Origin of the sequence: Lawsonibacter sp. LCP25S3_E2, from assembly GCF_052117285.1 — a bacterium.
Taxonomy (GTDB): Bacteria; Bacillota; Clostridia; order Oscillospirales; family Oscillospiraceae; genus Lawsonibacter.
Window position 1 is genome coordinate 16,047 of the sequence record NZ_JBQKJL010000022.1, and the last position, 14,152, is coordinate 30,198.

The following is a 14,152-nucleotide window of genomic DNA, read 5'->3' on the forward strand; positions in this document are numbered from 1 at the left end:
TTAACATTCCTCCTTTGCCTGAGATTGGGAGGGGGGAGCCTCCCGTAAATTATGGAGCATTCTGCGCCGGAAGGACAGCAGCTGCTCTCGCTCCTCCGGGGAAAACCCGGAGAGCATCCGCTGGGATACTGTGGTAAAGGCGTTTTGGCAGCCAGACACGGCCTCCTGCCCCTTTTGTGTGAGAATGACACGGTTTCTTCGGGCATCACTTCCCGGTTCCCGGCGAATGTATCCACTCTTTTCCAAAGACTTTAAAGAGGTTGCCACCGCCGCCGGTGAGATATGCAGCAGCTGCGCCAAATCCCGCTGAGCGTGGCACTGGCCCTCCGGGTCCTGACCACAGGAGCTTTGGAGAATGGTGAGCAGCAGAGGATGGCCTACTTCCCCCAGGCCTAGGGCGTTGAGCTCGGCCTGGACGGCGGAGCGGTGGGCCTGATTGACCTGACGGGCCAAAATTTCCAGTTCCTGAACAGATGGGTGCACGGTATATCCCTCCTTTCGATAATTAACCTGTTAATTATTAACGTGCTGACTATTTTAGCACCGCAATGGGAAAAGTCAAGGGGAGCAAGGGGTGTTTACAAATTGTTTACAGAGAAAAAAGGCGCCGTCCAATGGGGCGGCGCCTAAGCGGGGGAACCTCTGTCTGCACAGAGGAAAGACATCAGTTCTTGTTGGGCAGGACAGCGGCAATGGCTCCGGCCAGGGAGCTGATGGGCATGGTCTGAAGCAAGATATTGCCCGGCCCGGTGACCACGGTGTGGAACACACCTTCTCCGCCGAAGAGCATGTTCTTCACGCCCTTTACGGTCCGGATGTCCAGGGAACAGGTGGCATCCATCATAGCCAGGTTGCCCGTATCTACCACCATCTGTTGGCCGGGGGCCAGCGTATACTCCTCCCCATAGCCGTCGATCTCCAGGAAGGCCATTCCGTTGCCGGAGAGCTTCTGCATAATAAAGCCCTCACCGCCAAAGAAGCCTGCACCGACCTTTTTTTGGAAGAAAACGGACAGCTCAACGCCGCTTTCCGATGCGAGGAAGGCGGATTTCTGTACGATCAGCGGCCGGTCCGGGGTAATGGGAACGGCGCGGATGGCACCGGGAAAGCTGGAAGCAAAGGCGATCATCCCAGGGCCCCCTCGGGCGGTGTAGATGTTCTGGAAAATGTTTTCACCGGAAAACAGGCGTCCAAAGGCTTTTCCGAACCCTCCGGCGGAGGTTTCCATCTCCATGTTGGGACTCATCCATACCATGGAGCCGCTCTCTGTGATCATGCTCTCACCGTTTGCCAGCTCACAGATCACCACCGGGGTCGGTTCGCCCTTGATAGTATACCGCATATATGTATCTCACCTTTCTTTCATCCGATTGGCAGCTGGAAATGGGCTGCTGCTGTCACCAGTATACTATGGAATCTGGTCTGTCACAAGGGGGAAAGCAATAAAAAAGGTGCCGTCCAAACGGACAGCACCTTGAAAAGCAATGGGTAAAATCAGCGCTTGCTGAACTGGGTCGGCGCGGCTAGGGCAATGTGCCGGGGGCACATTGCCAGCGTCGTTGGGCCAAAGGCCCCGACGGGCGGCGGCCGTTGTGCAATAAAAAAGGTGCCGTCCAAATGGACAGCACCTTGGAAAAGCAATGGGTAAAATCAGCGCTTGCTGAACTGGGGAGCACGACGGGCGGCCTTCAGACCGTACTTCTTCCCGTCAAAAACGGGAAACCATTGCGCTGCAAGACTTTGGAGGGCTGATGACCTCATTTAATCTCAATTAGTCACCGCAAGGAAAAGTGCGTTACAATACGCGAATTTAGGTATCTCGACGCGACATTCAGACCGACTCTTGGGCAGAGGGTTGCCCAAACGCTTTCCTCACCTTGGTAATGGTATCCTCCGGCTTATTATAGGCAAGATGTGCGTATATGTCCAAAGTGGTTTTTGACTTCTCATGGCCGGCGAGATACTGTACTGTTTTAATATCTACACCAGCAAGGAGCAGGTTGGAAACATAGGTATGACGGAGGATGTGAGGAGTGACCTCAAAATCAATGGAATAAACGCAGTTGCCATGCTTCGACTTCTCACCCAGTTTGGCTTCGACTTTGAAGGGAGTTTTGACCCCGTTGATATAGCGATAATATACTCTTTCTTTTGCCTGCCGCTTGGAAACGAGATCCCAAAGACGCCTAAACTGGATTTTCGTAAGAGGGGCTTTTCCATTGGACTCCATTACAAATGAGGTTTTAGCTGCATCCTTTTGCTGCTTCAGGCATTTAACAAGCTGAGGCGGGATAGGTATGGTTCGTTTTGCCGCATTCGATTTTAAGGTTGTGCTGACGACCGGGCGATTACCACTGAACCGAACCGCTCGGCGCACATCAACCCGAGGAGTTTCATCAAGATACACGCAGTCCCACATAAGCCCGAGGATTTCTTCAAGCCGCATACCTGTATAGAGCGCAATCATGCAGAAGAGATGTGCCCTCGTTTCTTTTATCGCATCCAAAAGTATCTGGGACTGATCATCAGTGAGAGCTGTTTTCTCAGATGGATCAATTCCACCATTGTGCATCATGGGGCACGGATTCTCGGCAATGTCTCCGTTGCGGAATGCATCGGTGAACATCCGCTTCAGCAGCATATAGGTCTTATTATGAACCGACGAACTTAGCGAAGTTGTATGAGCGATAACTGCCTTAATGTCATTGGGATAAATGTCCTGTATCCGCTTATCAAGCATATACGGTTTGATATGATGATTGATGATGCACAGATAGTCCCTCTTCGTAGCATTACTGAGACTGGAACAATTCAGATTGAACCAATCATCAATATATGAATTGACAAGTGGATTATCCTCTTTCTCAGGCATCGCCTGTGTGAAAGCAACCAACTTTTCTTCAAGTTCCGCAGGTGTCTGTCCGTAGATAGATACATACTTCCCGGTACTGTCTTTGATCCGCTTGCGATAGGATTGAAGTGCCTCAACATATTCAAACTTGGGCTTCTTTTTCCCGGCCATTGGAAAGGCCTCCTTTTTCATCAGATCCGAACGCCATAAGGATTTTTGGAAGAATATCCTCCGGGCGGTTGTAGGTTAGGTGCGCGTAGATATCCAGTGTAATTCTGGATTGTTCATGCCCAGCCAAATACTGAACGGTTTTTATATCAACTCCGGCGAGCAGCAGATTGGTAATGTATGTGTGCCGCAGAATATGCGGTGTAACATCAAAATCAATCAAATAGTAGTGTGAATTGCCGCGAGCCTTTTCACCTTTTAGCGCTTCAATTGTGCGGGTATGAGGACAAGTTCGATCACTATATCTATCTCAGAGATAATGACGAACTCATCACTTTGGATGCCTGGGTTCGGGACCTTGACCCGAAGGACAGCTTCTACATCGGCGGAATCATTGATTATCACTGGTAATTCTATTTTTGAAAGGTGGAAGACACACAATGGAAGAAATGCGCATTCAGAAGCAGATCTCAATCTACATGACCAACAAGAAGCTCTGCGAATTCAACGACAAGCTGAAGCTTGCACCTGTTGACTACTATGGGCATCTGCACGCTCAGGGTGAGAAGCTGGGAGATGGCAGCCGGCAGCGGTCATGTATCGGCGTGGTGCTTCAGGACTACTCCAAGGGCACTGGCAACAACACGATCCGTGTGACGGCCAATCTGTCTCCCGAGTTCTTTGCGTATGCACTCAGCCGTGTATCCATCGGCGTCGAGCAATTCGATTTCAGTGAGGAAAAGATTTTCGGGGAGCCAGATGCCAAGGGCCTGTCCATGGTCACGAAAGTGACGGTTAAACGGGCAGCCTTTGACTCAAATGGGAATCCGAGAAACTAAGGTCCTGGAGATCAAGAAATACTATCCTGACTACAAGTATTATATCATTGATCAAGACATCTACTTGTCCTTGAGCAAAGAGTATAGTAAAAAAATACCCGCGTGGGAGGACGAGCATTCAAAGACAGATTATTCGGCAGCCCAAAAACTCCAAGTTGTCGGTGTTACTTATGGCGCACGCCGCCAGGTTGTGCAAAAGATAAATGTAGGAGATCCGGTGAACCTCCTACGCGATCCAGGTAATCCTTATGACCAAGATGCAATTTTGGTGAAGACGCTTGACGGTGAGGAAATAGGCTTTTTATCTGCTGACTGGGCTTGCATCTATGCTCAAAAGCTGGATATAGGGATGGAATACTCTTGTTCCGTTATTTCCAAAGAGGATAAGAAAATAACCATATTAGCTTCGCGCAAAAACCCGGACGAGGTTATCCTTTTTGATTTCTTGAAAGAATGAGCGCTGGTTACCCTTTGACTGACTGTTCCCGGAAGTAGCAGAGAGCAATGGGAGAAAAGAGTCCGGTCCAACAATAAAGGTTGGACCGGACTTTTTATTCGTCTTCTATCTCTACAAATTGGAAGAGATCTTCGATTGAGACACCAAATACCTTGGAGATGTCATAGGCAAGTTTCAATGACGGATTATATTGCCCTCGCTCTAACCTTACGATGGTTTCTCGCCGTACACCTACCCTGTCTGCCAAATCGCCTTGAGTGATGTTTTGCTCTCGACGAAATTCGACGATTTTTGTCTTCAGCTCGGTCATTCAAAATACTCCCCCTCATCTGTAGCCTCCAGATAGAGGAAGAATGAGTACTTCAGAAGAGATGGAAGGTTGACCCCGATGAGGGCGAACATGATGCCGCCTTCCATGAAGGCTTTTTCCTTAAAAGCGAGTGCCAGGAACACGATGGTCATGATGCCAATCAGCATTTGAGATAAGATGATGGCTTTGTCAGCAGCTCGTGACAGAAGAACCCGGTCGCGCTCATCTACCATCTCGCCCTTGCCACCCGCCAGCTTCCACGCAACACACAACTCAAACATGACCATTACAAAGCATGAAACAGCAGTGACGGTTAGAAGCGGCTTGAGTGCCGCTGAGACCCATAGAAACATACATAAAGCGGATAGCAGCACGGTCAGACCTCGACCGACAACAACGACCCATGCCTGAGTTCGCAGAGAGACCTTCTTCATAATTTCCTCCATGTGATATATTTGTATCATGTGAGAAATATATCACACTTCTGTTCCGGCGTCAAGTAGGAGTTTCGGCGTGTTGAATTATGGCTTATGTATTAAAATAAACCTACTAAATATTTGTATCAATCTTTCTTGATTCAGCGCTGTTTCTGTGATAGAATACCAGTATCACTTTGAACGAGGGTCTATACCCATACAGAGGGAGCAACTATGAGATATGGATACTGCCGGATCTCCCGGCCAAAGCAGAGCATTGAACGCCAGATCAGGAATATTAAAGCTGCCTATCCGGATGCGGTCATCATCCAGGAAGTCTTCACAAGAACGCGTATGGATCGAAAAGAATGGATGAAGCTTGTCCGCCAGATCAAGGAAGGAGATACTATCATCTTCGACAGTGTATCCAGAATGAGCGGCAATGCAGAGGAAGGCTTCGCTGCCTACGAAGACCTGTATAATAAAGGCGTCAACCTCGTTTTCCTGAAGGAGCCGCACATCAATACTGACACCTACAAAAAGGCTCTTGAAAACAACATCGCGCTGACCGGGAGCAGCGTAGATTTGATTTTGGAGGGCGTCAACCGATACCTGATGGAACTGGCGAAGGAACAGATCCGACTTGCGTTCGCGCAGTCAGAAAAAGAGGTATCTGATCTGCACCAACGGACAAAAGAAGGCATTGCCACTGCCAGACTCAACGGAAAACAAATCGGTCGCCAACAGAATGCACATGTGGTAACAAAGAAGAGTATCAAGGCAAAGGAGATTATTAAAAGGGTCTCCCGCGATTTTGATGGAAATCTGACCGATGCAGAGGTGATCGAATTGGTTGGTATAGCCAGGAATACTTATTACAAGTACAAGAAGGAATTACTCGTAAAAGAGGAAGATAGCTAAAAAGATAAGCTATGGGGAGTCGGTAAAGGTTCCCCATAGCTTATCTTTTCAGTGAAATGCTGGAATTAGTTTGGGCGGAGGAGCGTGAGCTTTTCTGAATCCATATTAGGGAGTTGCCCATAGATTGAAAGAATGAGGTTGTATGTTTCACGAAGCGTAACATGATCCCCAACTTGGGCTGCCTTCTTGGCTACCTCGGTAAATTCGTTGAGGCCGTTTTCATAGAGCGTGAAGTTTGAGACAAGCATATCATGATATAGTTCCTTCGCCGCATGAATCTGGGCAAGTGCTTTTTGCAAATCCGCAGAAATGACTTTGCGCTTTGTTTCTTCCTGAAGCTGACACATTTTGTACGCAGTAGCACACTTCATGGTCGTCTGCACCAAATCAGCAATTTTTTCTACAGCAACAACCTCGACACCGCCAACAGCAATATTTGTAGAATTTCCGGTTCCATCTGGCAGAGGTGCCGGTTCGGGGGATGGAAGGGGTTCGGCACCAGGTGCGTCAGGAAGTGAGATAGAGGTGAAGTAATCTTTCATGGATATTCCTCCTAAACTATTTCTTTTGCCTTTGCCTCTTGAATGACTATTAGCGCGATTTGAGCAGTGGTCAAATCGCCCCTGTCAATTGCAATATCAAGAATGTGATTGGCTGATTGATATAACTGCTTTTGTGCATTCAGATTGTGGGTAAAGTATTCTGCCGCCAGTTCCCGCTGTGCCTTGAGTACTTCAGCAGCCTGTACGAATTGAGCAGATCGCTCGTGAGATAGTGAGGTCGAAGACTCAAAATCTGATAGAACCTTATACTGAATGCCTATAAGCTTGGTGACCATCGCTTCCGTAGAATCCATAAAAATTCCTCTCGTTACTACTTTTCAATTGGTAGTTTTCCAGCGGCAACCAGGATGTTAAGAAAGGTCTGGTCGTCAATTCTGGGAGCAGCGGGAATAGATTGGTTTAACTGAGTTAGTGCGGCAAACTGTTTTTCAAACTTAGCCGATATGGTGCCGTCATTCTGCAAAAAGTTACTGGACAGATGAACACAAATGCCATCGGCTATTTGGCAAATGCTCTTCAAGTGTTCAGCTTCGTCCCTTGAATAGTGATCCTTTTTCATTGCTGATTGCAGTTGATCAGAAATTGACGAAATTTTACTTGTCAGCTCCGTGATTTGCTTTTTATCCTGCTCCAAAACTGAACATAGGTGTCGCATTTTATCTCGATAGGCACGAAATTCCTGCCGAGCCATTCTCATTTCATCCCTATAAGCACGGGCACGCGCACATTGCTCTTTCGCCTTTTCGTATTGATACTCCTCAAGAATGCTATCAAAAAAATCGGATAGCGGATTTGGAAAATCAACGATACCAGAGATGTTTGGGAGCTTGACGGCATGAAGAGATGCATCCGAGACACTAGAGAGAAACCCATCAATAAAATCAATTGAAGATCCGGGATTAGATACTGTAACCCTCGAATCAACATCAATTGATTTGAATTCAGCAATTACTGGCCGGAGTTTGCTGTCTAGCTTTTGAAGGGTATCCCTACAAAAAGTGGTATAGGAACCTAATACTCTATCAGCATCATTTCTTGCGGAATAAGCCTCGTCTTGGGCGTTTTTATAGATTTCTTTACCTTCTCTTACATAAGTCTTTGCACTTTGAATAAGCTCTTTCGCTGCCTCCCGCTTAAAACCTGGCTCACCGGGTAAAGGATCTCTTCGACGAAATGGAAACATTTTCTACCTCCTCATGCCACTATTTTAAAACTTTTTCTTTTGGCGAAGCATTTTGAGTTGCTGACTGTACATCTCAATGTACTTCTGGTGAATAGCAATTTTTTCTTCAAGTTCAGCTATTTGAAGTTGAAGCATTTCCGATTCCGCATTTTCTGAATTCTTAGGGTGAAGACTGTCATAGCGAGACATAAATTCCGGCGAAAGCTTCGCAAACGACCTGCCGAACATTGGTTGATGGTCGGTTCTTAGAACGGGGACCTGAGAATAAAATCTTTCGGAATCAGTCTGACCTGTATCCAAAAGTACTTGGACATTTTCTGTACGGTATTTGGGATTGCTATCTAAGAAGTGACACAAATTCTCGGCGGTAACTTTATGGCCTTGCTTCTTCGAATTAGAAGTAGCTAATAGTTGACCATCTCTAATCCATCGGCGAACAGTTTCTTCGCTTGTTGATAATGCTTGGGCAATCTGTCTCACAGAAAACTCAATCAAATAATCACCACCTTCTTGCTACAATAATACTACAATAAAGCTACACCGTCAACATCAAATTATGGAATCGACCTATAAAATTACCAGGCTCGATACCGGATTGTTTGGTATCTAGCCTGGTAATTCTTGAGTGCGGCCATCCACCAATCTGCGTCAAAAAACGGGTTTTGAAAATTGGGGATAACATCTATGGGAGCTTGTGTTATGTTAGATAGATTAAATTGAATACCAATAACAGATGGCGAATTCGCTTTCTGAAATTTCAACTCTTTGTGTCCAGTGAAGGGTATTGTCAGAATACTTAAACTGCTTCACACTTTGTTCGCTATGATAGCGGACTCCGGTAGGCCAGTTTTCAGGGATTGCCCTGTCAAAGAAAACAGCAGTACCAAATACCGGGCAATCCCACTGCTGAGATGCTCCGGCAAAGCCTTTTCGTGCGAAGTCCACATCACCTGAAGGGCCATATCCACGAGGCCAGAATTGATGAGCCAAGACAAGAACAGCATCTACACCGGGATTGCTGAGTTGACAATGACGAATACCAAAAGTGTCGTAGCAAACAGCCAAATAGAAGCGCTTTCCACCAATCTCAAAGAAACGCGAGTATCCCATTTCTTTTTCGTCATAACTCCGGGCGATGCGAATGACATCTCTTTCGTCATAGGTAGGATAAAACTTTCTCCCCATAGCAATTATGCCATCACGAGTAACAGCAAGCGCCAATTGATCTTCGCCGTCAGCACAATCAATACCAAAGCAGACCGTTAGCGGAGATTATATGTGTGGGATAGGCGTTGCCGTGGAATGCCCTCCTCATCAATTTGCTGAATGGCTGCCAGAATCGCAGCTTTATCTATCTTGTTCGGTATCATGATGATTCCTCCCTATTGAGAAACAATCTATATCGGTATGGCTATCGCCCACAGCATTTCTTATATTTCTTACCACTCCCGCAGGGGCAGGGATCATTGCGGCCAATCTTTTGCTTTTTGATAACGCCACTCATTGCGAAAGGCGGACGCCGGTTATAGAGTGTAGCCAGCTCGTTGGGAGTATGCCCTTTATTGGCCCAAAGGCGAGTGTTGTTCTGCACGGCAGTGATGATCTCAACGAAGGAAGATACGGACTTGTCATCAAGATCTACATGATAATCTTCCAGAATCTCAAATATCTGCCCGACGCCGGCTTCAACAGCGCAGGCGTACTGGATCTCCGCAGCGACTTCTTCTGCTTTGAAGCGAGGCTGCCGGCATTGCTCTGCAAGAAATTGTTTCAGCTTGTCCATTTGAGGAGTTTGCTCATAGTAGTCCCAGTCCGCATACCGCAGCAGCTCTTTTTTCTCCGGCACATACCGTGGCTTCGTATCGCACTGACGCAGAAGATCCTTTACATCTTGGAAGTCGTTCTCTTCAAATTCATCACAGACGATGTATTCCTCCCAGAAGCAATATGGAGCGCCGACTGCTATGTGACGGATCAGGACCGGGAACAGCTCCTCAATAGAGGTCTTCTGGCTGTTCTGCCGGTTGAAGATGTCCACAAAATCATCCTGGCTGATGACGCCATACAGGTGAACAGTGGCCATGGCATAGCTGTTGAGAAGGTCATAACGAGCCTTCCTCTTTGAAAAGTCACCTCGTTCCAGCTGAAGGAACACATCGCTGATCTGGGAGGGAACGGTCACCACCATGTCAGCCTGCGATTCTTCGCAGACAAGATAGCAGAGATCCACCAGAAGCTTATACTGCTCGGGCTGAAGCTTCTTTACCTTGATGGGCTGCTGGCTTTCAGCTGCCCGTTTGAAAAGCATGAATGTGGGGGTGTCGAGGACATAAAGGAGCTCTGTCAGGCGCTTGGGCTTTTGCAGCGCACTGCTGACCACCTCTACCAATGCGGCCTTATTCAGCTTGGAGTAGCCTTTTACATAGTAATCTTTGGCCAACTCCTTTAGCTTCGCCACGCTCGTGTTTGCCAGCACCTCTTCAATTGTAGGCTTCCTAATCTCATTCAGCGCCATAGTGTACTCCTCTTGTCCGGTTAGCTTCCAAGCTCTATCGTTGCCTCACCATCGGATGCGATGACAATCTTCATAGGACGGATGTATCTATCGTAGAATTGCCGCTTCTCGGCAGTTGTCAGATCGGCTCTCGTTGCCGTGTATGCTTCCTGGAGGATGTCCTGAACATTGATATGGAAGCTGTTATCCAGCACTCTCCGGACCTCAGAAAGGACAGCGGCAATTTTGATCTCGTCGCTGTTACCCGTACAGAAATCATCAATATAGCAGTATGTAATTCCGGCATTGATCAGCGCGTTCTTGATTGCAGGTCCACATTTCTCGTTCTCAACCATGACGAAGAAGCGCAGCTCCGGCATGGCCGCTATAAGGCCCCAATAGTCAGAGTCACTGGAGACCAATATGAAAGATTTGATTCCGTTCTGGTAGTATTCTCGGCAGGTGCCCGTGGTGAGTCGAATATCGACCAGAGACTTCTGTTCTTTGATACGCTCAATCAAGTTGTGCTCGATGGGGATGTCGGTGAACTGTTCAAGGATCTTCCATGCTGTCGTTGTGTGAATGTCATCATAAAGAATGATCTTATTGATCTTGCTCAGCAGAGCCTCCTGATCCAAGTTCTTCAGCGTAGCATACAGCTTGAAAGGATCGGAGTTTTCACAATCGACAACAATATCGACCTGCTCGCTTTCCTCCAGGAACTTATAAATCCCGGCCTTCGTGAGATTACCGGCATCTGTCACCTTGCTCAGATCGCAGAAGTAATCCTCGTTGGCCTCATACAGCAATGAAACGAACTTTTTGTCGTTGTAAAGTATGTTGCCCGCGTTGATATAGTCCCAGTTCATGTAGACCTGATAGGGATACTTGCTTTTATTGGCATAGTAATCATTGGCAGCCGCTTTGATTCCATCCTCTGACAGGCCATTCGGCATCAGGAAAAGTGAACGAACATATTCCCACTTCAACCAGATTGGGAACAGGCTTTTGCAGTTGTTGATCCGGTTGCTGATGTGACGGTTGATATCTATGATGTACTGAGAAGGCTTATAGTTTGCGCGTTCAATGGTAATCCCATCATTCATAAGCTGTTGTAGGCTATCTGGAGGAATCAGCTCCGGCATGGAGTGCAGATTCTTCATTTCGTACCGCATCAGCTTATAAATCTTTGAGTAATTCTGCTCCAGCGCTGTGCGCAGCGCACATAGATTTCTGACAATGCGAGCATTTTTGTCCGATTCGAGTTTATCATACCACTCAAGTTTCGGCGGTTCATGATCACTCTCAAAGAACCGTTTGGGAACTCCAATTAGATAGGCCACTTTGGAGATGACCATGTAGGTGCTGTTCTCAAAGTCGGTATAGTGGTGTTTAACGGCTGCATCTTCATTGCTGTCAGTTGGGGCCTGATAGATGCTGGGTTCCTCCATGGTGGTACTGGCCATAATTTACCTCCAGACTGCATGACCGGTTGGTAGACGATGCCACACGATTATATTATCAAAGGCCAAAAGATGCAGGCTCTGATCCTGGTAGAAATCAGCACCGCTGACAAGCTCACGATACTTCTGAAGGAGCGGCTGGTGATCCTGTAACGCTTCAACAACGAGATCACACATCCCGTAGTATGCAGGCAGTTTGAAGTCCCGGCCTGAACCGATGTCAATGCCGTATTCAATGCACTTGGCGAATTCCTCTGCTTCACTATACTTGTAGATGTAGTTATCCTCGGGAGCATAAAGAGCCAAGTATGTAAATGCGCTGTGGCGATCCTGACTGTACTTCCAAAAGCTTGGAAAGCAACGCTGCCGAACAGACTCAATACCTTCCAGAAACTCTTCGATGTGATCCTGACGCAGTTCCAAGTCGCCGTTGTCATCAGCGAAAAGGACTTCGTTAAAAAGATGCTCCACTTCCTCTGGCTCCTGCTCGGCCATTTTAACAATGCCGTTGGAGGGTGATACCTGACCGTTATCCACGAGAACGGAGCATTCCCGAGTGGCTGCCCGGAATTTCTCTGCGAATGGATAGCTCTCATAGCGGTCATCAAACCACACATCCTGAAAACAACGCACGGCCCGCCACTTAAAGATCTCATCATTCTTGGAATTGTTGATCAGAGAGTAATTCTGTTCATATCGGCCAATCAGTTGGTGGAGATTATCAATATTCATATCTCGGCTCCTTGCTCCTCATTTAGCCAGTCATTCTCAATTTTTAGGTAAAGGCCTGCCAAATCATTGGGGTTTAACATTCTAAATATACCATTCTTTTTTATAGCGTCAAGGTCCATCTGATATAGCGTTTCCCGAAGCTGGGTTTCTGCTTCCTTGAAGATTAACCCCAAATACTCGCTGAATGACATTTCACTGATGGGGATGATGGATTGTCTATTCTCGGATAATTTCAGCTTCTGCCATAGAATGTTCCATATATCTTTTCCTTTCCGCTACTAATTGCAATGGACAGGCAACTCTTTCTATTCGTAAGAATAACATAGAATGAGCTGCCTGTCCAATTTGTGTTTTTAGTTGTCGATTCGGACACGCAGACCAACTAGGTTCCGGCTGGGGATACCGACTAAATACCAGGCCTCCCCCTTTTCAATCCTCGTAGTTTCCCACTGGCTGCCGGTCCAAACATCGAAGCACTCGCCGCAGTGCAGGCCACCGAGATAGGTATTGAGGCCAAAGCGAATGTCCATCCGATCCAGACACGGGTCATAAATCAATGCGCCCTGTTTCATATCAGTGTTCTCCTTCTTTTGCCAAATACGGGGCATAGTCACGCCAAAACTGCTCGTATCCAGCCCAGGACGGGTTTTCAAAGATGCGGGCGGAGTGGAGCTCAAGTGCGTACTCCTCCACTTCTGCTTTGCTGTGGAGCCAAGCGCAGCACTCTTTCGACCAGCGTTTCAGTGCTTCGTAAATACCCATTTCGTTAGACCGTTGGATCAAGTCCAGCATGAGCACCTTCCACTCGGACTCCTCAATGTCCCCAATGTTAGTCATGATGCCGCGACGATAGCCGTAAACACGATCACGCCCGGAGCCGGACTTTATATATGCCCTTCCGGTTCCGAAATGGTGACGCAGATCTGCAAATGTCAATTCTTCACGCGGCTTCTTAATGGTAAAAACATCATCCATGACATCAGCCTCCCCGGAAAGCGGCCATCATGTCGCTCAAATCATCGGCGTTTTCAGGTTCCTGCTCGTGCGCGGCGGGAGGAGCGGCCAAGCCGCTCAAACTCCCGTCCGCCAGCATTTCCTGGATGACCTCGCGGATTTGCCGCTTCATAGTTTCTTTGCTGAACTCATCCGCTGCTTCAGGACAACTGATGTAGTGGAGAACTGCATTGACAACCAGCTCTGTTTTATTCCTGGGCTTTGAACTAAGGATTTCCATGACTTTGCGATGCCTGAAATCATAGGAGTTGAAGTTCAGGTAAGTGCGTATCACCTTATCGCCCATTTGCCTTTACCTCACTCTGGTACAGAAGCATATAGCCGACCGCATTGGCATGGATATGCGGCGAAAGCCGGTGGCCAGGGAGATCGCTATACCATCATGGTGAATGGCAGACGGACTTACCTCTACTTTGAACGGTCAACGAACCTGTCCGGGAATATCATCGGCAGGTGGTTTGTGGAAAGAAAAGTGCCGCTGATTGACAACGGCACTTGAATGAGCTATTTGGAGAGAAAATATGGAGAGAAATGAAACGAGTTGTTGGATCAATGAGAATGAAATGATTCTGTCCTTTCATCCAGTTGTCGGATACCTGCTCAAAAAATTTGATACGCACGATGAGCTGATCCAATTTGTTTTCAGGGTCACTGCTGAACAGCATTATCGTGTGCAATAAATATGCAGACCGTGGAACAATGTGGTGCCGTGATTGACATGAATCCCCCACAAATATAGAA

Annotated in this window: 21 protein-coding genes; 4 read left to right on the forward strand and 17 right to left on the reverse strand. The window is 47.4% G+C overall.

Annotated features, from left to right (window positions below; genetic code table 11):
* From ACTQ3R_RS14395 to ACTQ3R_RS14410, 4 genes are all read right to left on the reverse strand, one after another.
* A complete protein-coding gene (locus tag ACTQ3R_RS14395; RefSeq protein ID WP_441779913.1) occupies positions 1-483 on the reverse strand; it encodes a MarR family winged helix-turn-helix transcriptional regulator in 483 nt (160 codons plus the stop codon).
* A gap of 181 nt (positions 484-664) precedes the next feature.
* A complete protein-coding gene (locus ACTQ3R_RS14400; RefSeq protein WP_441779912.1) occupies positions 665-1,342 on the reverse strand; it encodes a TIGR00266 family protein in 678 nt (225 codons plus the stop codon).
* A 489-nt stretch (positions 1,343-1,831) separates the two neighbouring features.
* Positions 1,832-3,022 carry a tyrosine-type recombinase/integrase gene (locus ACTQ3R_RS14405; RefSeq protein ID WP_441779911.1) on the reverse strand — a complete coding sequence of 397 codons (1,191 nt, stop codon included), beginning with the start codon at positions 3,020-3,022 and terminating at the stop codon, positions 1,832-1,834.
* Entirely contained in the window at positions 2,994-3,242 is a 249-nt protein-coding gene (locus ACTQ3R_RS14410) for a tyrosine-type recombinase/integrase (protein ID WP_441779910.1), read from the reverse strand. Before ACTQ3R_RS14410 ends, ACTQ3R_RS14405 begins: the two co-directional genes overlap by 29 nt.
* Before the next feature lie 217 nt (positions 3,243-3,459).
* Between ACTQ3R_RS14410 and ACTQ3R_RS14415 the strand changes: the two genes are divergently transcribed.
* Both ACTQ3R_RS14415 and ACTQ3R_RS14420 read left to right on the forward strand, forming a co-directional pair.
* Positions 3,460-3,858: a hypothetical protein gene (locus ACTQ3R_RS14415; RefSeq protein WP_441779909.1), complete on the forward strand. Its 399-nt coding sequence runs from the start codon at positions 3,460-3,462 to the stop codon at positions 3,856-3,858.
* Positions 3,839-4,315, forward strand: a complete 477-nt coding sequence (locus tag ACTQ3R_RS14420; protein ID WP_441779908.1) for an HIRAN domain-containing protein — start codon at positions 3,839-3,841, stop codon at positions 4,313-4,315. Before ACTQ3R_RS14415 ends, ACTQ3R_RS14420 begins: the two co-directional genes overlap by 20 nt.
* Before the next feature lie 94 nt (positions 4,316-4,409).
* Here ACTQ3R_RS14420 and ACTQ3R_RS14425 read toward each other — a convergent pair whose 3' ends face one another.
* Entirely contained in the window at positions 4,410-4,625 is a 216-nt protein-coding gene (locus ACTQ3R_RS14425) for a helix-turn-helix transcriptional regulator (RefSeq protein ID WP_441779907.1), read from the reverse strand.
* The gene (locus ACTQ3R_RS14430) at positions 4,622-5,059 is read right to left on the reverse strand and encodes a hypothetical protein (RefSeq protein ID WP_441779906.1); all 438 of its coding nucleotides are present in this window, start codon (positions 5,057-5,059) and stop codon (positions 4,622-4,624) included. Before ACTQ3R_RS14430 ends, ACTQ3R_RS14425 begins: the two co-directional genes overlap by 4 nt.
* 216 nt (positions 5,060-5,275) lie before the next feature.
* On the opposite strand from ACTQ3R_RS14430, the gene ACTQ3R_RS14435 reads away from it, so the two are divergent.
* The gene (locus ACTQ3R_RS14435) at positions 5,276-5,962 is read left to right on the forward strand and encodes a recombinase family protein (protein WP_298018832.1); all 687 of its coding nucleotides are present in this window, start codon (positions 5,276-5,278) and stop codon (positions 5,960-5,962) included.
* 65 nt (positions 5,963-6,027) lie between these two features.
* Here ACTQ3R_RS14435 and ACTQ3R_RS14440 read toward each other — a convergent pair whose 3' ends face one another.
* The 11 genes from ACTQ3R_RS14440 to ACTQ3R_RS14490 all read right to left on the reverse strand — a co-directional run bounded on the left by ACTQ3R_RS14440 (position 6,028) and on the right by ACTQ3R_RS14490 (position 13,697).
* Complete coding sequence (locus ACTQ3R_RS14440) at positions 6,028-6,504, reverse strand: hypothetical protein (protein ID WP_298018835.1); 477 nt, start codon at positions 6,502-6,504, stop codon at positions 6,028-6,030.
* A gap of 11 nt (positions 6,505-6,515) precedes the next feature.
* Positions 6,516-6,818 carry a hypothetical protein gene (locus ACTQ3R_RS14445; RefSeq protein WP_298018839.1) on the reverse strand — a complete coding sequence of 101 codons (303 nt, stop codon included), beginning with the start codon at positions 6,816-6,818 and terminating at the stop codon, positions 6,516-6,518.
* Between the two features lie 17 nt (positions 6,819-6,835).
* Entirely contained in the window at positions 6,836-7,708 is an 873-nt protein-coding gene (locus tag ACTQ3R_RS14450) for a hypothetical protein (protein ID WP_298018842.1), read from the reverse strand.
* A gap of 24 nt (positions 7,709-7,732) precedes the next feature.
* Entirely contained in the window at positions 7,733-8,203 is a 471-nt protein-coding gene (locus ACTQ3R_RS14455; RefSeq protein ID WP_298018845.1) for a hypothetical protein, read from the reverse strand.
* Between the two features lie 216 nt (positions 8,204-8,419).
* Entirely contained in the window at positions 8,420-8,929 is a 510-nt protein-coding gene (locus tag ACTQ3R_RS14460) for a hypothetical protein (RefSeq protein ID WP_441779905.1), read from the reverse strand.
* 190 nt (positions 8,930-9,119) lie between these two features.
* On the reverse strand, positions 9,120-10,223 hold the full coding sequence (locus tag ACTQ3R_RS14465) for a Rho termination factor N-terminal domain-containing protein (protein ID WP_298018858.1): 1,104 nt from the start codon (positions 10,221-10,223) through the stop codon (positions 9,120-9,122).
* A 20-nt stretch (positions 10,224-10,243) separates the two neighbouring features.
* Entirely contained in the window at positions 10,244-11,668 is a 1,425-nt protein-coding gene (locus ACTQ3R_RS14470; RefSeq protein WP_441779904.1) for a hypothetical protein, read from the reverse strand.
* Positions 11,669-11,671: 3 nt separating this feature from the next.
* Complete coding sequence (locus tag ACTQ3R_RS14475; protein WP_441779903.1) at positions 11,672-12,397, reverse strand: hypothetical protein; 726 nt, start codon at positions 12,395-12,397, stop codon at positions 11,672-11,674.
* A gap of 353 nt (positions 12,398-12,750) precedes the next feature.
* Positions 12,751-12,969 carry a DUF5348 domain-containing protein gene (locus tag ACTQ3R_RS14480; RefSeq protein ID WP_441779902.1) on the reverse strand — a complete coding sequence of 73 codons (219 nt, stop codon included), beginning with the start codon at positions 12,967-12,969 and terminating at the stop codon, positions 12,751-12,753.
* A gap of 1 nt (position 12,970) precedes the next feature.
* Positions 12,971-13,372, reverse strand: coding sequence for a hypothetical protein (locus ACTQ3R_RS14485; protein ID WP_441779901.1), 402 nt, complete (start codon positions 13,370-13,372; stop codon positions 12,971-12,973).
* A gap of 4 nt (positions 13,373-13,376) precedes the next feature.
* Complete coding sequence (locus tag ACTQ3R_RS14490) at positions 13,377-13,697, reverse strand: hypothetical protein (RefSeq protein ID WP_441779900.1); 321 nt, start codon at positions 13,695-13,697, stop codon at positions 13,377-13,379.
* Between the two features lie 235 nt (positions 13,698-13,932).
* Between ACTQ3R_RS14490 and ACTQ3R_RS14495 the strand changes: the two genes are divergently transcribed.
* Complete coding sequence (locus ACTQ3R_RS14495; RefSeq protein WP_441779899.1) at positions 13,933-14,091, forward strand: hypothetical protein; 159 nt, start codon at positions 13,933-13,935, stop codon at positions 14,089-14,091.
* Positions 14,092-14,152 lie beyond the last annotated feature (61 nt).